The organism is Urinicoccus massiliensis, from assembly GCF_900120405.1.
Lineage (GTDB): Bacteria > Bacillota > Clostridia > Tissierellales > Peptoniphilaceae > Urinicoccus > Urinicoccus massiliensis.
In genome coordinates, this window is the sequence record NZ_LT635492.1 from 338,204 (window position 1) to 358,639 (window position 20,436).

Consider the following 20,436-nt stretch of genomic DNA (forward strand, 5'->3'; position numbering starts at 1 on the left):
TTTTCTCCTTTCAATTACTTAAAAGATCTTTAATAAGCCTATTTAAATCATGGTAGCCGTCTTCTTCAGTTTGTCTTTTGATAATAATCGGACAGACATCTGCTTGTTTACAAGCAAGAATTTTTTCTTCTTGTCCTCCTTCTTTCCCACTTTCCTTCATAACGCAATATTTAACCTGATATTGCTTAAAGAGGGCTATATTTAAGTCCAGGGAAAAGGGGCCCAACATGGCGACAATATCCCTATAGGACACCTCTGCATCAAAGGCAAGTTGTAAGCTTTCCAGGGTTGGTAAAATCCGATAAATAAATTGCTTGTCCCCTCGTACCGGTTCAAAATCCTTGATATTTTTGCTTCCTGTTGTAAAGAAAACAGGTCCCCCATCGATTTTTTGTAAAAGTCTACAGCACTCCTCTATGGATCCTACAATATATCCATTTTCCATGTGAATCTCAGGGCGAATATACCTATAATAGGGAATCTTCATCTCCCTTGCTACTTGTCTTGCCTGGTCGGTGACAATAGTTGCATAGGGATGGGTTAAATCTACAATCTTATCTATCTTGTTTTCTCTAGCAAAATCTACCATTTGCTCTTTCGTTAATCGGCCCACATGAACGTGTTTTGAGTGGGTACTTTCCGCTCCACTTTCTGTAGCTACAGTAATGATATGGTCGTCATCACCTAATGATTCTAAAAGCTTATTGACCTCGGTGGTCCCTCCTAAAATCCAAATCATTTGTTTTCATACCCTCTAGGAGTCACCATCCAACCATCTTTAATATAGGTGTTTGAATTCCCAATAATAAGACAGGTCAACATATCTACTTTTTCATAATCTATTGAATCCAGTTGAGTGATGGTTCTTTCTGTTCCAGGTCGTCCTGCATTTTTTACAATACCTACAGGTGTTTTGGAGTCCTTCACTTCCAATAGAATATTTACTATTTTTTCAAGATGGTCAGGACGCCCCTTGGACCTTGGATTGTAAATAGTAATGACAAAATCCCCTTCAGCGGCCTTTCTAACTCTCTTTAGAATCGTTTCCCAAGGGGTCAAAAGGTCGGAAAGACTAATACAGGCATAGTCATGCATTATGGGAGCACCCAGTTCAGCCGCTGCTGCAAAATTAGCAGAAACTCCAGGAATAACCTCTATATCTTGACCCGTGCTTAATTCGAAAATGGGTCCTGCCATTCCATATAGGCCTGCATCTCCTGTAGAGATAATGGATGTTGTCTTACCTTCATCCACTTGTTGAATAGCCTCTTTGCAACGGTCTATCTCACTTTTCATTCCTGTTGAATAGAGAGTCTTCCCTTCAATTAGAGAACCCAAATAGTCCAAATAAGGACCATAGCCAATAATAACCTCTGATTCATGAATTGCGTCAATCATTTTCTTGGTAAAAAGCCCCTCTCCTCCGGGACCAATTCCAATTACATATAGTTTTGCCATTTATACCTCCCTTGATATAGATACTGTGAATCCCTTATAAGCTTCTTTTTCAAGGATTAACTCTCCGCCCAGTTTTAAGGCAGATGTTGCTGACACTGAGGATACCCCCACTGTCTTTTTAACAAAATCTGACCCTTGAACCTTGTCTTCAAAGGGACTCAATTCTTCAGCCTTAAAACAGAAAAAGTCAATTCCTAAGTCTTTAGATAGCTGGTTAAAGGCAACTTCATCTTTCTTTATGTCAATACTAGCCATATCTTTTATACTGGCTAGACTCAGATTAAGTTTCTTTAAGATGCTTTTTAATAAAAGCTTTAATTCTTCATAGTTTGCACCCTTTTTACAGCCCAAGCCCAGATGCAAGATTTGGGGCCTGAGATAAACGGTATATCCCGGTAAGTCCAGCGACTCTTCATCTGTAATAGCCAGGCTATAGCCTATTTCCGAATCCATATCCTGTGTAAAATTTGGATATTTTGGCTCCTGAAAATTGTAGGGATTGTAAAGAAAAATTTTCTTATCATCCACCATGGCTCCCGTTAAAGGGGTTAAATCATGGATGGATTGGTAGTTAAAGTGCATTTTTTTCGCATAGAGGTCCAGTCCCTCATAACCCCTTCCATCTGTAGCTGTAGTGATTACCGGAACTGCCCCAATTTTTTCCGCAATACTTCGAGCTAGGTCGTTCGCTCCTCCCAGATGCCCTGAGCAAAGACTAATAACAAAACGTCCCTGGTCATCAATAACAAGAACGGCCGGGTCTTGCTCCTTATTGTTTAAAAAAGGCGCGATAAAGCGAACAGCAATACCTGTAGCTGAAATAAAAATCAAGTCTTCATTTTCTTTAAAGGCAGCTTGAACAACCTCTTGGGTCTTAAAGGCCTCCTTGTATTTTGAATAAATACTGATGGGAAGACTTTCTTCCAGCTTCAAAGCTAGATCATAAGCTTTTTTTGAATAGCATAAGACCTTCAACGCTTTATCCCTTCGCGGTATTCCGTTGTAAAATACTTGTCATATAGTTTGGACAATTCATAGTCCGTATCTATAAAGTCTCCCACTAAAATTTGGGCTTGCTTGATGATATTTTCATCTTGAACTTTTTGGCAAATATCCTTTAAAGTTCCGAAAATTTTCTTTTCGTCCTTCCAAGTGGCCCGGTAAACCACTGCCACTGGCACATCATCTCGACCATATCCCTTAATTAGGGATTCAATAACTTTTTCAATGTGACCTACACTTAAAAATAAGGCCATACTGGCTCCATGGGCAGCCAAGGATTCAAGATTTTCCGATTCAGGAACTCCAGTCCGCCCCTTAACCCTGGTTAAGATAACTGTTTGTGATACATTTGGTAGGGTAAATTCCTTTTTAATGGCTGCAGCCGCTGCCACAAAGGAGCTTACTCCAGGAATAACTTCAAATTCTATTCCCAACTTTTCCAAGGGATCCATTTGCTCTTGAATGGCTCCGTAAATTGATGGATCACCTGTATGGAGGCGGACAATTTCCTTGCCTGCCCGGTGTCCTTCCACCATAACATCCAGAACTTCATCTAAGTGCATTTTTGCAGAATTATAGATTCCACAGCCCTCTTTGGCATGAGCTAAATGTTCCGGACTAACCAAGGATCCAGCATAAATAATAATATCTGCTTTCTCAAGGGCCTTGCGCCCCTTAATCGTAATTAAATCCGGATCCCCAGGACCGGCTCCAACAAAAGTTATCATTCTTTAACTCCCTTCATGATATAAATAGGATTTTCACCCTTCATCAATCCTAAATGATCCAGTTTTGCAGTTTGTACCAGTTCAACATCAATATCTTGGTAGTTATGTTCTTTTAAAAGTTCATACATTTTCCAAGTATTTTTTAGGGTGATATAGTTTCCCACTAAAATTCCACCCTTTTTTAGGTGTTTATCCAAGTAGGCAAAAATCTCTGCTAAATTTCCGGCACTTCCTCCGATAAAAACTCGGTCGAACTCTTGGTCCGGAAGGTCTCCCGGAGCTAGTCCATGGATTGGCTTAAGGTCTACTCCATGCCGCTTGGCATTTTCCCTTAGTAGCTGAACCCCTTCCTCTTTACGCTCGATAGACGTTACCTTAGCACCTAAAAGAGCCGCTTGAACTGAAATACTTCCCGTTCCGCTGCCTATATCCAATAAGGATAGTCCTTCTTCTAGGTCCAGGTAGGATACAGACAAGACCCGGATGGCCTTTTTTGTCATTGGGACTTTTGCCCGGATAAAATCTTCATCATTTAACCATTTCAATTTCTATCACCGCCACTGCAAGGGCATCCACATCTGATGCCTCTTGTCCTATTTCTATTTCTTCAATCATTTCATCATCATAACTCAACCGATAGCCAACAATTAGTTTTCCTGAAAAGCCCTGGTTTTTCAACTCTTTGGAAAGCCAACCCGGGCTATGGTCCTTGTCTAAAAGACTAATGGCTAAGGGATTTTTCTTAAACTCATGAAAATTAAAATCTCTCCCGTGAAGAGAAATCAACCTATAATCATTCCAGGGTTTTTTCAAGCGACAAGCAAAATATTGTAGACTGGAAATCCCTGGATAAACTTCTTTCACCGGGATTCCAATGGACATCAAGTACTTGGTCACCCCATAAAATAGGGGGTCTCCACTAGCCAAGACCAAAACCTGGTCCTTGCCTTCAATCTCATCCTTTAAATCACTAACTCGAGTCACCTCAATAATATCTGGTCGAATGGACGCCAAAGATTGACTCACTCTGCCAAAGGCAATAACATGTTGAAAGGATTCAATAGCTTCTTTAACTTGAACTGTTAAAAGCTTTGGATTCCCTGGTCCGACACCTGCCACAACAATCATAACTTCACCCCGTGGTTCATAGAATAGATATGGGTCGAAACCTCAACAGAGTCATCTCGAAGGTACTTGATAATTCTTTGGTTACAACCTTCTTCCATGTTTTTTATAATTTCTTCATACCCCTCTTCAATACAAAGATCTAGGGCTTTTTCAGCTGTCAATAAATTATTGATTCTTTCTAGGAAGCTTTTTTCCACACCCATCAAGGCTAAATAGTAGACAAAGGCCTCCATACGGGTGTCTGCCGTAGATGAATGGGTTTGGAATATTCCTACTGCCAACTTACAAAATTTACCAATATGGCCAATTAGGTGAAATTTTCTAAAGCCTAAAGAATAAGCATACTTTAGGGCCTGACCAACATAGTTTGACACTTCTACAACTGGAAGATCTAGACCTGATTTTTTCACAGCTTCTTTGCCATAATTTCCTGGGGTTAAGAGAATTTCCTTGGTGGATTCTGCTGCCACCATGTCCATCTCCATATAAATGCTCTTTAATAGGGCTTCGGCACTCATGGGGTAGACAATTCCCTTCGTTCCTAAAACAGAAAGACCACCTTCAATACCAATGTACCGATTAAAGGTTCTTTTAGCAACTTCTTGGCCACCAGGAATGGAAATATAGCAGGTTAGACCGGTTTCAGAATATTTTTCCAGACTTTCCAACAAAAGTTTTTTGGGTACGGGATTAATGGCTGGATCTCCAATCTCTCCAAAGAGTCCCTTGCGTTGAATCCTGCCTACTCCTTCTTTTGCATCCAAAACAATACGGCCATCTTGCCTTTTATAAACTTCTGCATAAATGGACAGGCCATCTGTGGCATCCGGATCATCTCCGGCATCTTTGACAATACAGCACTTAACCCAGTCCTTTCCCCTGGTAATATCACATACATCCAGCTGGAGTTCTATCCCTGCAGGAGTAAGAATATTGACCTGCTCAACTTCTTGACCAGATTTTAACATAAGACAAGCAGCTGTTGTTGCACCAACTGCACAGCTGCCTGTCGTATATCCGAGACGTAATTTTTGTCCATCTTGAATAATATATTCATCTAATTTCATCGTGGGTAAACCATATACAGAAGTGCATTAATAATAGATGCCGCAACATTGGAGCCACCCTTTGTTCCAACAGTTGAAACACTAGGCACTTCTACCTCTCTTAAGGCTTCCTTGGACTCAGCCGCACCTACAAAGCCCACAGGAACTCCTACAACAAAATCAGGATCTACCTTGCCTTCTTTAATAAGTTCTAACAAGCGGAAGAGGGCTGTGGGTGCATTGCCGATAACAAAGCCCTTAACACCATTTTCTACAGCCTTTTCTAAGGCACAAGCTGACCTTGTGGTTCCCTTGGCCTTGGCTGCCTCTCTTACATCTTCATCGTCAATATAGTAGACCAATTCACAAGAACTTTTTTTCAATGCAGGCTTGTTGATTCCTTGATAGGCCATTTTTGTATCTGTAAAGATTTTAACGCCCTTTTCAATAGAAGCCTTGGCTTCTTCTAAGAAATTATCCTTAAAGACAATGATCTTTCGATACTCAAAATCTCCTGTCGTATGAATCATCCGTTTTGCCACTAGCATTTCTTCATCAGAAAAGTCTACATCTCCCATTACTGAATCTATAATATCCATACTTTTGTCTTCGATTTTCATAGGTTCCTTAATGTACATCTTCATCCTCCTTTAAAAAGTCTTTAAAGACTTGAACTAACTGACTGTTTTCTTCATGGCTTTTTACGGCGACTCGAATATGAGCCCCGTCTAGGCCTGAAAAACTATCACACGTTCTTATTAAAATTCCCTGGGCCAAGAAATATTGCAAGGCCTGGTTTTCTGTTTTATCGAATAGCTTGACCAATATAAAATTTGCATGGCTTGGATAGACGTAAAGCCCCTGGATGCCTCCTAATTCCTTGAGTAAATAGTCCCGCTCATTGGAGATATATTCTTTTGATTTTTCAATATATTCAAAATCTTTAAAAATATAGTTTCCTGCAATTTCAGCAAAGCAATTAATGGACCAAGGATTTAGTTGCCCTCGAATGGCTTCTGCTCGTTTTTTGTTACCACAGGCATAGCCCAGGCGAATTCCCGGCAGGCCGAAAAACTTTGTAGCCGCTCGAATGATTAAAATATTTTCATATTCATAGGGCTTAAAAAGCTCAATGGAATCATAGTCTTGCGGGCAAAATTCATAAAAGGCTTCATCCAAGACCAAAAGGCCCTTCTTGTCCCGGATTATTTGATAGAGCTTAAGAAGTTTATCCTTGGCCAGGCGTAGGCCTGTAGGATTGTTGGGATTTCCCACTATAAGAAGACTCTCTTCTTTTAAGCTTTCTTCTAAAATATCAAAATCAATGGTCATGGATTCATCCGTGGCTATAGAAATAATGCTTTTATTCCGAATTTTCGCCCTTTCTTCATATTCGCTAAAGGAAGGAACAAAAAATTGTACTATGGAATAATTACAAATCACTGCATCAATAATCTCCATAGACCCATTCCCTACGATTACTTCATCTGGCCCACAACCTAGATAGTCTCCTATGGATTCTCTGAGCCGACTGTATTTAATGTCCGGATAGACATTGGTCAGTTTAAAGTCCTTAATCCATTCAAATTCCAGGCCCTTTGGATAGCCTAGGGGGTTGATATTGCTGGAAAAATCAATTAAATTTTTTTCATATAATTTAGAATAGGTATAGGTATCTCCACCATGTTTCATCGTCATATTTTGGACTTCCTCGCTAGTAATAGACTCATATAGGTTTTTTCCTTTAAAATGTCTTGACGTTTAGTTAGGACTAGCTCTTGGTCAAAACTTACATATTTAATATAGTAATACTTAAATCGGTGGGCTTCCAACTTATCCAGAGTTGCCTCTAAATTTTTTGAGGTCTTTAAAATTGCTACAGAATCCACATCAGTTAGGTTCATCTTTTCTGCATCATCAACTAGTAAAAACCTCTCCCCCTTTTCAACGACATTCTTTAAAATTGAGTTGGCTCCAGCTAGAAATGCTGGAATACCCGGAATGCATTCAACCTCTATGTGGTCATGGACTTCTGCATTAATCATATTCATAAAGGTTGAATAAATCATAGAATCTCCAATCGTTAAAAAGACTCCTGTTTGTCCATCCTTTATATTTTCATCAATCTGGTCCATAGCTTCTATATAAGTCTGTCGGGTGGTCTTCCCCATAGGGAAATCCAAGAGGACAACTTTTTGCTTCTTGATATAGGGTTGGGCACTATCCAAGGCCATGTTCCGACCCTTGTTGTTAGGGGCAAAAATTACATCCGCTGATTCAATTAGGCGGACAGCCTTTACTGTTAATAGTTCCGAATCCCCTGGTCCAGTTCCAATTCCATACAATTTTTTCAAACTTAATCTCCCAATAGTCCTTCGACTCGCTCTATAAATTCTTCGACAATTCCTGGCTCTTCCCCAAGACCTTTCATGACAACTTCTGTCTCAAGACCAGCCCTTTCTAAAATGGACTTTAAAGACTCAGGATCATCTGAAGCCATATCATTTTTTGCATGGTCTCCAGCCACAATCATAAAGGGTTTTAAAATAACCTTTTTCCCGCTGGCGACCAATTCATCTAGAATATCTTCGATGGTCACAGATCCTTCAACTGTTACGACATAGACATTGTCATGGCCTGTAGAGTCTAAAATTTCTTGGGCCTTTTGGTAAAAGTCATCACTTTTATGGTAAGACCCGTGGCCAAATAAGACGAGGTTCCCCTCCTCTTTATCCGGAAAACTTAGTCTAGTTAAAACTTTTCTTATACTTTCCTCATCATATAATAAGGGTTCACCTAAGTGGCCAATCTTTAGGGCTGCAAGTTTCTCGTACTCAACACCTGGAATCATATGGAGGGGTTGGATATAAATATCTTCCTCTTGAATTCCACTATCTAAAAGAGCTTGAATTGCTTCCTTTTCGTTGAAAATGGAAATCCCTTCATTTTCTTTAATCCGCTTTACAACAATCCTGGATGTAAAACACCTTAGGCAGTTTACATCCGGAAAATGGTCTGCAATCGACTTTTCAATATTTTCAATGGCCTTTTCCCGAGTGTCTATATGGGTAGTGCCAAAGCTTGCTAAAATTAATCCCTTCTTCACAAAAACCTCCTCTTTTACAGTCCCTAGGACTCCTTCCCTCCGAAGTTAACTCAAGACAGGTTTCCTGACTCACACCTTTAAAGCCAAACCTTCCCAATTTCTCAGTGGTCTTTATGGCCGACATGTTTACAGTAGCGGGGGCTGTATTGGATTTTCACCAATTTCCCTACATCTTGATAGATAGTATGAAAAGGATGCAATAAATTGCAATAAACAAAACTTCCGTCCCATACATTACGCGAATTGTTTGATCAATATCGCTAGGAGAGATTTCTTTCTTGGAATCACCTATCATGGGCTTATCAATATATTGGCCAAAATAATAGTGACCACCCCCTAAAGAGACATCTAAAATGCCTGCAATAGCAGCCTCTGGATAGCCTGCATTGGGGCTCAGATGGGCATACTTATACTTTTTAATTGAGGCCATTGTCTCCTGATAGCGGCCATAAAAAATGGCCATAATTCCCATTAGTAATCCTGTAATTCTGGCAGGTAAATAATTCATCACATCATCTACTTGGGCTGCAACCTTGCCTAAATATTCATATTTCTCTGTATGGTAACCAATCATGGAATCCATGGTATTGATGGTTTTATACAGGTAGCCACCAATGGGTCCCAGAAGAAAAATATAAAATAAGGGAGCGATAATTCCATCGGATGTATTTTCTGCAACTGTTTCAATGGTTGCCTTGTAGACTTCACTTTCATCCAATTGACTTGTTTCTCTTCCCACAATATAAGACAGTCTCTTCCGACCTTCCTCAAGGCTTCTTGCCGTTGCTTTTTTTACTTGAATAGCCTCATAGTGCAACATTCTAGCACTAATGGCTTGGTAGATACTGTAGGTGAAAAACACCCAGTAAGCCCAGCCCCTTAAAAAATATAAAATAAGGCCGGGTACAGAGACAGCCAAGATACAATTTATTAAAACCATAAATGTCCCAGCTAGATACTGTCCTTGACTTGTCTTAAAATGCTTAAAAACAAGTCTCTCTTCCAAGCTTATAATGTTGCCCATTAAGACGACAGGATGGGGAAAAAAATAAGGATCTCCTAATATCCAGTCCAATAAAATTGCAAAAATTAAACAGCTTAAGACCATTCTTTCCACCTACCTTACTATACCTTTTAAGTTTATCAAAATATGGCCTATATTTCAATCATATATGAATAAAAATCAATTTCAAATCCACCATAAGATATACAAAATCTTGATTTTAGGATATAATGGCAAAAAGATTTTAAAATTTCTCATTGAAGAATTGGACCTAAGATAATGAAGTCTCACATAGGAGGTTTGCATGAAAAAATTTAAACGTATTTTAGTGGCTAACCGTGGTGAAATAGCTATTCGTGTTTTTAGAGCTTGCCGGGAACTCGGAATTCGATCTGTGGCAATTTATTCTGAAGAAGACCAACTGTCTCTTTTTAGGACCAAGGCGGATGAATCCTACTTAATTGGTAAGGATAAAACACCCCTGGATGCCTATTTGGATATTGATGAAATTATTGCCCTGGCAAAAAATAAGGGGGTAGATGCCATCCATCCTGGCTATGGATTTTTATCTGAAAATCCTGAATTTGCTCGCAAATGTCAAGAAGCCGACATCACCTTTATTGGGCCCCACCCCAATGTTATGGAAAAGCTAGGGGATAAAATTTCATCAAAAATTGTCGCCCAAGAAGCAAAGGTTCCTACCATCCCCGGCATTGAAAAGCCAATCCACTCTGACCTTGAAGCCAAAGAATTTGCCGATAAGGCAGGCTATCCTGTCATGGTAAAGGCTGCTGCTGGTGGAGGCGGTCGAGGTATGCGTATTGTCCGGTCTGAAAAAGACCTGCTGAATGAATTCCACTCTGCAAGAAGTGAAGCGAAAAAAGCTTTCGGCAACGACTCCATGTTTATTGAAAAGTATTTAGAAAAGCCCAAGCACATTGAGGTACAAATCCTGGGAGACGAACATGGAAATGTAGTCCACCTTTATGAAAGAGATTGCTCAATTCAACGGCGCCACCAAAAAGTTGTTGAATTTACACCAGCCTTCTCTCTTCCCGAAAAAGTGCGCGAAGATATTTGTGCTGATGCCCTAAAAATTGCAAATTCCATTGGATATTCCAATGCCGGGACTGTTGAGTTTTTAGTAGACAAGGACTTAAACCACTACTTTATTGAAGTGAATCCCAGAATTCAAGTGGAACATACCGTCACAGAAATGTGCACGGATATTGATATCGTTCAAGCTCAAATCCTAATTGCCATGGGCTATCCCCTAGACAGTCCTGAAATTGGCATCAAGGGACAAGATAGCATTGAACACAAGGGCTTTGCCATCCAATGCCGGGTGACAACAGAAGATCCCTTAAATAATTTTGCTCCCGACACAGGTCACATCAACCTCTACCGGTCCAGCTCCGGTTTCGGAGTTCGACTCGATGGTGGAAACGGCTTTGCAGGAGCTGTTATCTCACCCTACTATGACTCTCTTTTAGTTAAGGTTATTACCCATGGTCGTACCTGGAAGGATACCATCGCCAAGTCTGTTCGTTCTCTGAGGGAGTTACAAATTGGTGGCGTAAAAACCAATACTGGCTTCCTGCTCAATGTTTTAAATACTAAAGAATTTTCTGAAGGGTCCTGCGATACCAGCTTTATCGAAGAGCATCCAGAGTTGTTTGAAATTGTTACTAAGCCTGACCAAGAAATGCGGCTAATGCACTTTATCGGCGACAAGGTTGTCAACGACCCCAATGCTCTCCAAAAACATTTTGATGTACCTCAAATTCCAACTTTTGATAAAATACCCTTTAAAGGAAGCAAGCAAATCTTAGAGGAAAAGGGCCCCGAGGGTTTAAAAAATTGGATTCTTGACCAAAAAAGTCTCCTCTTGACAGATACTACCATGCGAGATGCCCACCAGTCCCTAATGGCTACCCGGGTTCGAACAGTAGACCTAATTAAAATTGCTGAAGCCCTAAACTACAATATGCAAAAGCTATTTTCCGTAGAAATGTGGGGCGGAGCCACCTTTGATGTCTGCTACCGTTTCTTACAAGAAGACCCCTGGGACCGACTGGAGCGTTTGAGAGCCCTTATGCCCAACCTCCTTACCCAAATGCTCATTCGTGGAAACAATACTGTAGGCTATAAAAACTATCCTGACAATGTCGTTAAGCGCTTTATACGTCAATCTGCAGAAAGTGGCATTGATATCTTCCGTATTTTTGACGCCTTAAACTGGCTTCCTGGTATGGAATTATCCATTGATGAAGTTCTATCCAATGGAAAAATTGCCGAAGGAACCATGTGCTACACTGGAGATATCTTAGACGAAAAAAGAGATAAGTACTCTCTGAAATACTATGTGGACCTGGCCAAAAAATTGGAAAAAACCGGTATTCAAATCCTGGGGATTAAAGACATGTCCGGCTTGTTGAAGCCCTATGCTGCCCGGAAGTTGATTTCTGCCCTTAAGGATGAAATTACTATCCCTATCCATCTCCACACTCATGATACAACTGGAAATGGTGTGGCTACCATCTTAATGGCCACCCAAGCAGGGGTAGATATTGTGGATACTGCTGTAAACTCCATGAGTGGACTCACCTCCCAACCTGCCCTGAACTCTGTTGTCGCCGCCTTAGAAAATACGGAAAGGGAAACAGGTATTGACCTTGAAAAAGCCGATGAAATTTCCAGGTATTGGGATGCCGTACGGCCAGTTTACCAAAATTTTGAATCTGATTTAAAATCTGGAACTACAGAAATCTACCGCTATGAAATTCCCGGAGGCCAATACTCCAACTTAAAACCTCAAGTCGAAAGTTTTGGTTTAGGCCATAAGTTTAAGGAAGTTAAGGAAATGTACAAAAAGGTCAATGAGATGGTTGGCGACATCATCAAGGTAACCCCTTCTTCCAAAATGGTTGGAGACCTATCCATCTTTATGGTTCAAAACAACCTAACTCCAGATAACATCCTAACAGAAGGATTAAACTACGACTTCCCAGATTCTTCCATTAGCTACTTTAAGGGTATGATGGGCCAACCCTATGGAGGTTTCCCAAAAGACCTACAAAAAGTTATCTTGAAAGACGAAGAAGCGATTACCTGCCGCCCTGGTGACTTACTTGAAGACGAAGATTTTGATGCCATTTATGACCACTTGAAATCTCTAGATATTGAACCCACAGAAAAAGATGCCCTGGCCTATGCCCTCTACCCCAAAGTTTTTGAAGACTACCTTAAAAATTTGAAGAAACATGGTGAGGTTTGGCGGATTGGCTCAGATGTCTTCTTCCACGGTCTCATGGAGGGTGAAACCGCTGAAATTTCCATTGATGAAGGGAAAAACTTAATTGTTACCTTGGTTGAAGTTGGTAAACTTCTGGAAGATGGAACCCGTAATCTAACCTTTGATATCAACGGATCTCGTCGAACCATCAATATCGAAGACTCCACCATCCCACAAGCTGCTTCTCATAAGAAGGCTCTAGTACTAGCTGACCCAGATAATCCTATGGAAATTGGATCCTCCATTCCCGGTCAAATTGTAAAGATTAACGTAAAGGTTGGAGACCCAGTAAAAACTGGTGACATCCTCTTTATTGCTGAAGCTATGAAGATGGAAACAAATATCCTATCTACTGCAGACGGAGTTGTAGATAGCATTTATGTAGAAGAAAAAGAATTTGTTGAAAGCTCTCAATTACTTTTAACCTTAAAAGAATCCTAAAAGGACATAAAAAAAGGTTCTATAATAAATGTTGGGGTCCCCCTAGACTCCAACATTTATTTTTTGCCATAAAAAATGCACTTATCTCTTTTTTCCTTTACAATAAAGTTACCACAACAAAATGAAAGGGTGAGATAAGTGCATAACTATACTAACACAAATCTATTGAATTTAAAAGGTGTCTCTATTGACGAGGTGGTCTCTTTTGATGATCACATTGATGTAAAACTCCATTCTTTATACAAGGAGGGACTTTGTCCTGTTTGTGGTCATAAGACCTCTCGCATCCATGATTATCGTCTGCAAAGGATCCAACACACGCCTATTGGCTTACGGAAGGTCTTTCTTTTTCTTCGGAAGAAGCGCTTTGTTTGTCCTCATTGTCAGAAGCGCTTTTATGAGTCTTTGGATTTCTTAGCTCCTTATTCTAGACGGACTAAGGATCTCCACTTCTTTATCCAAGACCAATTAAAACAGGTCCGGTCTTTATCTTCTATTGCCAAGGACTTGGGTTTATCTTCCTCTTGTCTCACAAGCTATCTAAAGTTGGCTCCAAGGAGGCGGCCAAATCTTCCTCGGGTCTTAAGTATGGATGAGTTTAAGGGAAATGCTGGTGGGGATAAATACCAATGTATTTTAGTGGATCCAATCCATCACCAGGTACTGGATATTTTACCCTCTCGACGAAAAAAAGCTTTAATGGACTACTTTTCTTCTTTTCCCAAGGAAGAACGAAGAAGGGTGAAGTATGTGGTTATGGATATGAGTCATCTTTTCTACGCCGTCTTAAAGGAATTCTTCCCTCAGGCAACCTTCATTGCGGATAAGTTTCATTTTGCCAGACAAGTCTTTTGGGCCTTAGAGAATGTCCGCAAGACACGACAAAAGACAAGGGATGCAAAGTATCGCCTCTACTTTAAACGGTCCAAGTCCATCCTACGGAAAAAAGGCAGTCGGCTAAGCCCCGAAGAAAAAGAAAAATTGGAGCTAATGCTTTGGCAAGACAAGGAAATCAAAGAAGCTTATCTTTTAAAAGAACGCTTTTATGACGTCTTAGATGCCTCCAGCAAAGAAGAAGCAAGACAGGCCTTAGACAAGTGGCTGTGGGTTGCTAAAGAAAGTGGATTAAAGGAATTTAAAGCCAGTATTCGGGCCTATGAAAACTGGAAAGAAGAAATCCTAAACGCCTTTTCCACAGGCATCACCAATGGACAAACAGAAGGCTTTAACAACAAAATCAAAGTGATTAAACGGGTTTCCTATGGGTATCGGAATTTTGAGAACTTTAAGAGTCGTATTTTAATGGTCTTTCGGGCATAAGAAAGGGGCGAGAACGAATCTCACCCCAACATTTGACAAAGAACCTAAAAAAATAGACCAAATTTTCATTTGGTCTATTTTTTTATGTCCTTAAAGACTGGAGCCTTAAAATAGAAACAGCTTCCTTCATTTACTTTGGACTCTACTCCATAGCTAAAGCCATGGAGGTCCAGAATACTTTTTACAATAAACAAGCCTAGACCTGTACCAACGATAAACCTGGAATGGTTTTTTTGGACCCGGTAGTAGCGGTCCCATATATACTTTTGCTGGTCCTCAGGAATCCCCTTGCCGTGGTCAATAACCTGACAAAGAACCTGGTCGCCAGTTTCTGTAATTTTAATCAGAACTTGCTTATCCAATCCGGCATAATTTACAGCATTTGCTATGAAGTTGTATAGGACCTGCCTCATTTTACTTTCATCGGCCAATATCACCACGGTTCCCTTAACCTCCAGGTCAAAGTGGTAGCCGTTATATTGCTCCATCATTTTAAAACGATTTAAAACTGATCGGGCAAGTTTTTCCAAGTCCAGGGGATATTTTTGCAAGTGGCTGAGTTCTGATTCTACCTTGGATAGGTCCAATAAATCATTTACCAGCAGGGTCAAATTATCTGCTTCCTGAATAATGGTATTGACATGTTCTTTCCTTAGTTCAGGATTGTCCCCGGAAATATCTCGAATCATTTCCCCATAAGATTTAATCACTGTCAGAGGAGTTTTTAAATCGTGGCTAACATTGGCAATTAAGTCCTTCCTCATTTCTAGGGTCTTACTTAATTCATCCGTTGCATGGTTTAGGGTGTCGGCCAGTTCGTCAGCTTCCGTATAGTCTCCCTTTGTAAATTCCACATCAAAGTGTCCATCCCCTAATTTTTTAGCAGATTTTGCCATCCTAACTAAGGGCTTGGCCAGGTGGTTGGACATAAAAAAAGAAAGAACTAGGGCCAAGGCCAAGGATAGGCCCGAAATAATAATCAACTGATTTTTCAAGATGTCAATGGTAGATTCCACAGGCTCCAAGGGCGTGGTCATGAGTAAGTACTCTATCTTGCCATTTTTTTCACCTAAAATACTGCTATAACTTAGCTGAATTTCATCCGATCCCAAAAAACTCTGGGTGAAGATTTTTGACGGCCTGGTCTTTTTATCTAACTTGGCAAAATACTGGTTAAAGTACTCCCTAGGTAGAGACTTGGGCTGGGAAAATACATTGTTATCTGATTTCGGAAAGGTAATATAGCGGTCTTCATTGACGATGCTAATGTCAATCCCCTTGGTAAAGGCTGTTAGTAGGACTGTTTGTTTAAAGTGTTTACTGTTATATTGTTTGGTTAGGCTGTAGCCTATCTTTTCAATTTCTCTTACCTTCATGGACTCGTAAAATTGGTTTAAAAAAACAATCTGTAAGAGCCATAGGATCAGCAAGAGAATTGTAGCAAAGCCAATAAAGCTCAACCAATATTTAAATCGAATGCTTTTAAAGTCAATAAAAAACTTACTATGGTCTTTCTTCTGAGTCTTGTGCTCTTGTGTCAAACTTATATCCTACCCCCCTTACCGTTACGATAAATTTTCGATAGTCCCCTAGGCTATTCCTCAGCATTTTAATGTGGGTATCCACTGTCCGGTCGTCTCCATAAAAATCATAACCCCAGATTTGGTTTAAGAGCTTTTCCCTAGATAGGGCAATCCCGTCATTTTTAGCTAAAAATAAAAGAATTTCATATTCTTTCGGTGTTAGCTCAATCCGGTTATGGTCTACATAGACCTCCCGACCATCTTGGTCAATTTCCAAGCCTTCAAACTTGAGTTCATGACTTGGCCTAAGTTTTTGATGCCTGGAAACAATGACATTTAAACGAGCCAATAACTCCTTGGGAGAAAAGGGCTTGACCACATAGTCATCAATACCAATTTCAAAACCAAAGAGTTTGTCATACTCCTCATCCCTTGCTGATAGCATTAAAACCGGAATATCTTTGGTCTTTTTAATTTCCTTATAGGCAGAAAATCCATCTAGGTGGGGCATCATAATATCCATAACAATAACATCAAAGTCATTTTCCTTACAGAGCTGGATGGCCTCCAAACCATCCTTGGCCTCCATAACTTCATGACCTTCGAATTCAGCATAAGTCTTAATAACCTCCCGAATCCTCTTCTCATCATCCACAATTAAAAGTTTAAACATCTTAGTCTATATTCCCCTTTAATCCAGCCTTTTCAGCCTGGTCTTGTAGGGCCTTTATGGTGAGTTCCATGACTTCATCGGCACTATAGTCCAAGTGCTCAATCCCATTTTCAATAATGGCCCGGTCACAACCTGCAGCAAACTTTTTATCCTTGTACTTTTTCTTTAAAGACTTCAGCTTCAAGTCCAAAACCGACCGGCTTGGTCGTAAGAGACAAGCTGCATTGATAATTCCTGTAAGTTCATCAATGGTATATAAAATTTTTTCCATCTTACTTTCCGGTTTCACATCACAACACATGCCATAGCCATGGGATTGGATGGCCCGAATGATTTCTTCAGGGTAATCGTGAGCCTCTAGGATTTCCCTTACCTTAATGCAATGTTGATCAGGATATTTTTCATAGTCCAAGTCATGTAAAAGACCTACAGTTCCCCAACGATCTACATCCTCATCATTTATCTTTGCAAAATACTCCATGACCACTTCTACTTGGTGGCCATGTTGTCTTAGGGCTTCTGATTCCGTATACTCATACAATAATTTTTCAGCATCTTGTCTTGTGGGCATTATAAGTCTCCTCCACTTTTTTCCATAATTTTTAATTTCAAGTTAACTTTCTCTGCCAGATAGGCAATATCCACATCTGTCGGATAGTCCTTGGTCAGGTCATAACGCATAAGACTGGCCTTGGTCAAGGGATGCTTCAGGGGTCTTTTAGCCTGCTTTTTTGCCTCCACTCTAGCCTGGTCTAAACCTCCCATGGTAATAAAGCTTCCAATACACCGTGCTCCATGATCTTCTACAGCCTGGATGGCATTGGTCCGGACCCTATATGCGTGGTCCGAATCATCATAATAGGCCAAGGTCCCAAATACATAGACATCTTTACCCTTTAGCTTGTCCAAAATTTTTTCAACACTAGGGTCAATGGTGGCCTTATAGGCCCAAAAACCTAAGAAAATTGTATCGTAGGCCTCTATATTAGGCTTGTCTTTAATATCTTGGATATCTACGTCCCAGTCCTTTAAATTCTCGTAAAGGCCCCGGGCTAATTTTCTTGTTCTCCCTGTTCGACTTGAATATAAGACTAAACCTTTCATCTCTCACCTCTTTTACTCAATAATACCACATAATTGATTCTTCTTATAGGGAAGTCTTCAATTTGTCAATCGATTTGTCATTTGCTATAATAAATTTAACTTAAAGTTAAAGGAGGAGCTATGAAATTTTTATTCGATGGCCAAGCTGCCATTCAAGTTTATTTAACCAGCAAGGATCACCCTTGTGACTCTTTTATTGAAAAACACTATTCAAACCAGGTATTTAAAGGAGATGTGGGAGAAATTTACTCCTGCTTGGATCTGGAAAATCCTAAAATCTATTTAGGCCTTGGAGACTTAAGCAAGGCAAGCTACAACCAACTGAGAGATTCTTTGGCTGAACTAAGCAACTTTGCCAATAAACACAAGATTGAAGCCTTAAATATCGATCTTTTAAATGTAGATGGCCTATGTAGCCGCAGAACAGTTCATGCCTATGTCGAAGGTCTAAGAGCCGGAGAATATAAATTCGACCGTTACCTAAGTGAAAAGCACACCACCAGCCTAAAAGAAATCTACCTTAAAGTCCCTGAAAATAAAAAAATGACTGTAGTGGAAGATGCCATTGACGAAGCCAATACCCTGGTTGATAAAATCTTTGTTACTAGAGACCTGGTAAACACTCCAGCTATGGATATGTATCCAAAAATCATTGCCCAAACAGCCAAGGACCTCTTAGAAAAAGATGGGGTTCAAGTCAGTATTTTAGGAAAAAAAGAAATTGAAGACTTGGGAATGACTGCCTTTTTATCTGTAGCTCGTGGTTCTGCCAAGGAACCCCAACTTCTAATCATGAACTACCAAGGAGATCCCTCTTCTAAAAAGACCATTGCCTATGTTGGTAAAGGTCTTGCCTATGACTCCGGTGGATACTGCATTAAAACCCCTGATGGCATGAAGACCATGCAATGTGATATGGGTGGATCTGCCACAGTTATCGGGGCTATTTCTGCCATTGCAAAAAGAAAGTTAAAGGCCAATGTCGTAGGGGTTTGTGCCCTTTGCGAAAATATGATTTCTGGAGATGCCTATAAGACAGGAGATATTATTGGATCCCTTCGAGGTCTTTCCATTGAAGTTGGCAACACCGATGCAGAAGGTCGTATTACTCTGGCTGATGCCTTGGCTTATGCTGTAGATACCTTCCATCCAGAATTTGTTGTAGACTTAGCTACTTTAACCGGCGCTTGTATCGTAGCCCTAGGAGACCTTGCAGCTGGTGCAGTCACAAACTGTCCGGATACCATGGCCTTGGTTAAAAGAGCCAGCGAAATTGCCGATGAACAAGTTTGGGAACTTCCCAACCTCCCGGGCTACCAAGAATATATTAAATCTGATGTAGCAGATGTTTACAATACTGGTAAAATCAAAGGTGCCGGAACCATTACCGCTGGTCTCTTCTTAGAAAAATTCGTTGACCAAACTCCCTGGGTCCACTTGGACATTGCAGGAACTGCTTGGTTAGATCGGCCTGTTGGAGCCCTTCCCAAGGGAGCTACTGGATCTCATGTAAAAACTCTTTACCACCTAGCCAAAAGATTTTCTAAAACTAAGGAAGATGATGAATAAAATTTCCTAACATAAACAGATTTTATTTCTTTTGTAGATTTTAAAAAAGGAACTCTTAGATGAGTTCCTTTTTTCGTCTTATTTTATTTCTTCCCTTTCCAAAAGTCTGGCCAGGCCATAAAAAACAAGACCCGCCCCTAATAAAAGAAAAATATTAAAAATTAAATTAATAACGACTCCAACTACAACATTTTTTCCCAGCATACCTCCTTGCCCTGAAAAGACCATTTGATACTCTGGTTGGTAAAATTTTCCTATTAAAACTAAAATCGTCATAGGAATAGATAAATAAGCAAAAATTTTTAAGGTTTTCGATAGAACGTTCATTTTATCCCCTCCATACCTTAGCAACTACCAGGAAATATAACTTACAAGCGTCAAGGGCTCCGTCTTGACTTTAAAATCCATGGGATAGGAAATAATATCTCCTCCCACTAAAAAACTCGGCTTGCTAATAATAAATTGACCTCTAGCTGAAAATCGCGCAGATTTTGGAGAGGTCCGATCAATGCTAAAACCACCATGTTGGAATTCTGATTGGCAATCAGAAATACTGACATAGGGAGACCCAAAATCTTTAACCTCTAAAATCTTTCCTGTATCCTTGCTGCGAAGGACCCTAGCTTCTGTTGTAACCCTAAAAGATACTTGCCCCATTTTACTAGAAATTTTTTCTAGCGGGCTTGATTTTGTAACATAGTCGGAATATTGATTTTGATCTTCCAATGAGGAAGCTTTAGCTAAACTTGTCCTTGCTAGAACAAGACAAAAACATAAAATAAGTACACTTACTAAAATTTTTTTCATTTTATATTCTCCTTCTAGGAGCTTTATTTAACGTTTCCAAGTCAATATTCTTTTAAAAAAATATTCTTGTCCCCATTTTTATACCTGGCAGGATAAAATATTGTACTCTTCATATTCGCCTCCACATATTCATCTCTTTATATTTCTATTTATAGTTACCCATATATATGTGTTAAATAAAATATTTTTTAGGCAGAACCCTTATTTTTTACTCACTATACATAGTAAAAGGC

At 39.9% G+C, this 20,436-nt stretch carries 21 protein-coding genes and 1 riboswitch; of the genes, 3 read left to right on the forward strand and 18 right to left on the reverse strand.

Going from position 1 to position 20,436, the window contains the following annotated elements; translation table 11 throughout:
• Positions 1-10: 10 nt before the first annotated feature.
• From cobK to cbiB, 12 genes are all read right to left on the reverse strand, one after another.
• Positions 11-739, reverse strand: a complete 729-nt coding sequence (cobK, locus tag BQ7400_RS02005; RefSeq protein ID WP_072469286.1) for a precorrin-6A reductase — start codon at positions 737-739, stop codon at positions 11-13.
• Positions 736-1,458, reverse strand: coding sequence for a precorrin-3B C(17)-methyltransferase (gene cobJ / locus BQ7400_RS02010; RefSeq protein ID WP_072469287.1), 723 nt, complete (start codon positions 1,456-1,458; stop codon positions 736-738). The genes cobK and cobJ overlap by 4 nt, the downstream gene beginning before the upstream one ends.
• Complete coding sequence (locus BQ7400_RS02015) at positions 1,459-2,391, reverse strand: cobalt-precorrin 5A hydrolase (protein WP_144019916.1); 933 nt, start codon at positions 2,389-2,391, stop codon at positions 1,459-1,461. It lies immediately after the preceding gene.
• Positions 2,392-2,429: 38 nt separating this feature from the next.
• Positions 2,430-3,188 carry a precorrin-4 C(11)-methyltransferase gene (gene cobM / locus BQ7400_RS02020; protein ID WP_072469288.1) on the reverse strand — a complete coding sequence of 253 codons (759 nt, stop codon included), beginning with the start codon at positions 3,186-3,188 and terminating at the stop codon, positions 2,430-2,432.
• Positions 3,185-3,733, reverse strand: a complete 549-nt coding sequence (gene cbiT, locus BQ7400_RS02025) for a precorrin-6Y C5,15-methyltransferase (decarboxylating) subunit CbiT (protein WP_072469289.1) — start codon at positions 3,731-3,733, stop codon at positions 3,185-3,187. Before cbiT ends, cobM begins: the two co-directional genes overlap by 4 nt.
• Complete coding sequence (gene cbiE / locus BQ7400_RS02030) at positions 3,717-4,316, reverse strand: precorrin-6y C5,15-methyltransferase (decarboxylating) subunit CbiE (RefSeq protein WP_072469290.1); 600 nt, start codon at positions 4,314-4,316, stop codon at positions 3,717-3,719. The genes cbiT and cbiE overlap by 17 nt, the downstream gene beginning before the upstream one ends.
• Positions 4,313-5,383: a cobalt-precorrin-5B (C(1))-methyltransferase CbiD gene (cbiD, locus tag BQ7400_RS02035; RefSeq protein ID WP_072469291.1), complete on the reverse strand. Its 1,071-nt coding sequence runs from the start codon at positions 5,381-5,383 to the stop codon at positions 4,313-4,315. The genes cbiE and cbiD overlap by 4 nt, the downstream gene beginning before the upstream one ends.
• The gene (locus BQ7400_RS02040) at positions 5,380-6,000 is read right to left on the reverse strand and encodes a precorrin-8X methylmutase (RefSeq protein ID WP_034439780.1); all 621 of its coding nucleotides are present in this window, start codon (positions 5,998-6,000) and stop codon (positions 5,380-5,382) included. The genes cbiD and BQ7400_RS02040 overlap by 4 nt, the downstream gene beginning before the upstream one ends.
• Positions 5,990-7,060 carry a pyridoxal phosphate-dependent aminotransferase gene (locus BQ7400_RS02045; RefSeq protein WP_083553237.1) on the reverse strand — a complete coding sequence of 357 codons (1,071 nt, stop codon included), beginning with the start codon at positions 7,058-7,060 and terminating at the stop codon, positions 5,990-5,992. The genes BQ7400_RS02040 and BQ7400_RS02045 overlap by 11 nt, the downstream gene beginning before the upstream one ends.
• Positions 7,057-7,716: a precorrin-2 C(20)-methyltransferase gene (locus tag BQ7400_RS02050; RefSeq protein WP_072469292.1), complete on the reverse strand. Its 660-nt coding sequence runs from the start codon at positions 7,714-7,716 to the stop codon at positions 7,057-7,059. The genes BQ7400_RS02045 and BQ7400_RS02050 overlap by 4 nt, the downstream gene beginning before the upstream one ends.
• A 2-nt stretch (positions 7,717-7,718) precedes the next feature.
• The gene (locus BQ7400_RS02055) at positions 7,719-8,468 is read right to left on the reverse strand and encodes a sirohydrochlorin cobaltochelatase (protein ID WP_072469293.1); all 750 of its coding nucleotides are present in this window, start codon (positions 8,466-8,468) and stop codon (positions 7,719-7,721) included.
• Positions 8,469-8,505: 37 nt separating this feature from the next.
• A riboswitch (cobalamin riboswitch) is annotated at positions 8,506-8,659 on the reverse strand.
• Positions 8,635-9,576, reverse strand: coding sequence for an adenosylcobinamide-phosphate synthase CbiB (gene cbiB, locus BQ7400_RS02060; protein WP_180371938.1), 942 nt, complete (start codon positions 9,574-9,576; stop codon positions 8,635-8,637). It overlaps the preceding riboswitch by 25 nt.
• Positions 9,577-9,775: 199 nt before the next feature.
• Here cbiB and BQ7400_RS02065 point away from each other — a divergent pair, with 199 nt between their 5' ends.
• The gene (locus BQ7400_RS02065) at positions 9,776-13,207 is read left to right on the forward strand and encodes a pyruvate carboxylase (protein ID WP_072469294.1); all 3,432 of its coding nucleotides are present in this window, start codon (positions 9,776-9,778) and stop codon (positions 13,205-13,207) included.
• A 165-nt stretch (positions 13,208-13,372) separates the two neighbouring features.
• Complete coding sequence (locus tag BQ7400_RS02070) at positions 13,373-14,527, forward strand: ISL3 family transposase (protein ID WP_165478613.1); 1,155 nt, start codon at positions 13,373-13,375, stop codon at positions 14,525-14,527.
• A gap of 74 nt (positions 14,528-14,601) precedes the next feature.
• Here BQ7400_RS02070 and BQ7400_RS02075 read toward each other — a convergent pair whose 3' ends face one another.
• Genes BQ7400_RS02075 through BQ7400_RS02090 form a run of 4 tightly spaced genes read right to left on the reverse strand, consistent with a single transcriptional unit; the run spans position 14,602 to position 17,827 of the window.
• Positions 14,602-16,068 carry a HAMP domain-containing sensor histidine kinase gene (locus BQ7400_RS02075; RefSeq protein ID WP_072469296.1) on the reverse strand — a complete coding sequence of 489 codons (1,467 nt, stop codon included), beginning with the start codon at positions 16,066-16,068 and terminating at the stop codon, positions 14,602-14,604.
• A complete protein-coding gene (locus BQ7400_RS02080) occupies positions 16,031-16,723 on the reverse strand; it encodes a response regulator transcription factor (protein WP_072469297.1) in 693 nt (230 codons plus the stop codon). The genes BQ7400_RS02075 and BQ7400_RS02080 overlap by 38 nt, the downstream gene beginning before the upstream one ends.
• Position 16,724: 1 nt before the next feature.
• Positions 16,725-17,294, reverse strand: a complete 570-nt coding sequence (locus BQ7400_RS02085) for an HD domain-containing protein (protein WP_072469298.1) — start codon at positions 17,292-17,294, stop codon at positions 16,725-16,727.
• The gene (locus BQ7400_RS02090) at positions 17,294-17,827 is read right to left on the reverse strand and encodes a flavodoxin family protein (RefSeq protein ID WP_072469299.1); all 534 of its coding nucleotides are present in this window, start codon (positions 17,825-17,827) and stop codon (positions 17,294-17,296) included. Before BQ7400_RS02090 ends, BQ7400_RS02085 begins: the two co-directional genes overlap by 1 nt.
• A 120-nt stretch (positions 17,828-17,947) precedes the next feature.
• On the opposite strand from BQ7400_RS02090, the gene BQ7400_RS02095 reads away from it, so the two are divergent.
• The gene (locus tag BQ7400_RS02095) at positions 17,948-19,396 is read left to right on the forward strand and encodes a leucyl aminopeptidase (RefSeq protein ID WP_072469300.1); all 1,449 of its coding nucleotides are present in this window, start codon (positions 17,948-17,950) and stop codon (positions 19,394-19,396) included.
• Positions 19,397-19,474: 78 nt separating this feature from the next.
• Here BQ7400_RS02095 and BQ7400_RS02100 read toward each other — a convergent pair whose 3' ends face one another.
• Both BQ7400_RS02100 and BQ7400_RS02105 read right to left on the reverse strand, forming a co-directional pair.
• A complete protein-coding gene (locus BQ7400_RS02100; RefSeq protein ID WP_072469301.1) occupies positions 19,475-19,723 on the reverse strand; it encodes a hypothetical protein in 249 nt (82 codons plus the stop codon).
• Between the two features lie 24 nt (positions 19,724-19,747).
• Positions 19,748-20,203: a hypothetical protein gene (locus BQ7400_RS02105; protein WP_072469302.1), complete on the reverse strand. Its 456-nt coding sequence runs from the start codon at positions 20,201-20,203 to the stop codon at positions 19,748-19,750.
• Positions 20,204-20,436 lie beyond the last annotated feature (233 nt).

Coding starts and splice junctions, on each gene's coding strand:
- cobK (WP_072469286.1), bottom strand. CDS start 739: ATGATTTGGATTTTAGGAGGGACCACCGAGGTCAATAAGCTTTTAGAA.
- cobJ (WP_072469287.1), bottom strand. CDS start 1,458: ATGGCAAAACTATATGTAATTGGAATTGGTCCCGGAGGAGAGGGGCTT.
- cobM (WP_072469288.1), bottom strand. CDS start 3,188: ATGATAACTTTTGTTGGAGCCGGTCCTGGGGATCCGGATTTAATTACG.
- cbiE (WP_072469290.1), bottom strand. CDS start 4,316: ATGATTGTTGTGGCAGGTGTCGGACCAGGGAATCCAAAGCTTTTAACA.
- cbiD (WP_072469291.1), bottom strand. CDS start 5,383: ATGAAATTAGATGAATATATTATTCAAGATGGACAAAAATTACGTCTC.
- BQ7400_RS02040 (WP_034439780.1), bottom strand. CDS start 6,000: ATGTACATTAAGGAACCTATGAAAATCGAAGACAAAAGTATGGATATT.
- BQ7400_RS02045 (WP_083553237.1), bottom strand. CDS start 7,060: ATGACGATGAAACATGGTGGAGATACCTATACCTATTCTAAATTATAT.
- cbiB (WP_180371938.1), bottom strand. CDS start 9,576: ATGGTCTTAAGCTGTTTAATTTTTGCAATTTTATTGGACTGGATATTA.
- BQ7400_RS02065 (WP_072469294.1), top strand. CDS start 9,776: ATGAAAAAATTTAAACGTATTTTAGTGGCTAACCGTGGTGAAATAGCT.
- BQ7400_RS02080 (WP_072469297.1), bottom strand. CDS start 16,723: ATGTTTAAACTTTTAATTGTGGATGATGAGAAGAGGATTCGGGAGGTT.
- BQ7400_RS02085 (WP_072469298.1), bottom strand. CDS start 17,294: ATGCCCACAAGACAAGATGCTGAAAAATTATTGTATGAGTATACGGAA.
- BQ7400_RS02090 (WP_072469299.1), bottom strand. CDS start 17,827: ATGAAAGGTTTAGTCTTATATTCAAGTCGAACAGGGAGAACAAGAAAA.
- BQ7400_RS02095 (WP_072469300.1), top strand. CDS start 17,948: ATGAAATTTTTATTCGATGGCCAAGCTGCCATTCAAGTTTATTTAACC.
- BQ7400_RS02100 (WP_072469301.1), bottom strand. CDS start 19,723: ATGAACGTTCTATCGAAAACCTTAAAAATTTTTGCTTATTTATCTATT.
- BQ7400_RS02105 (WP_072469302.1), bottom strand. CDS start 20,203: ATGAAAAAAATTTTAGTAAGTGTACTTATTTTATGTTTTTGTCTTGTT.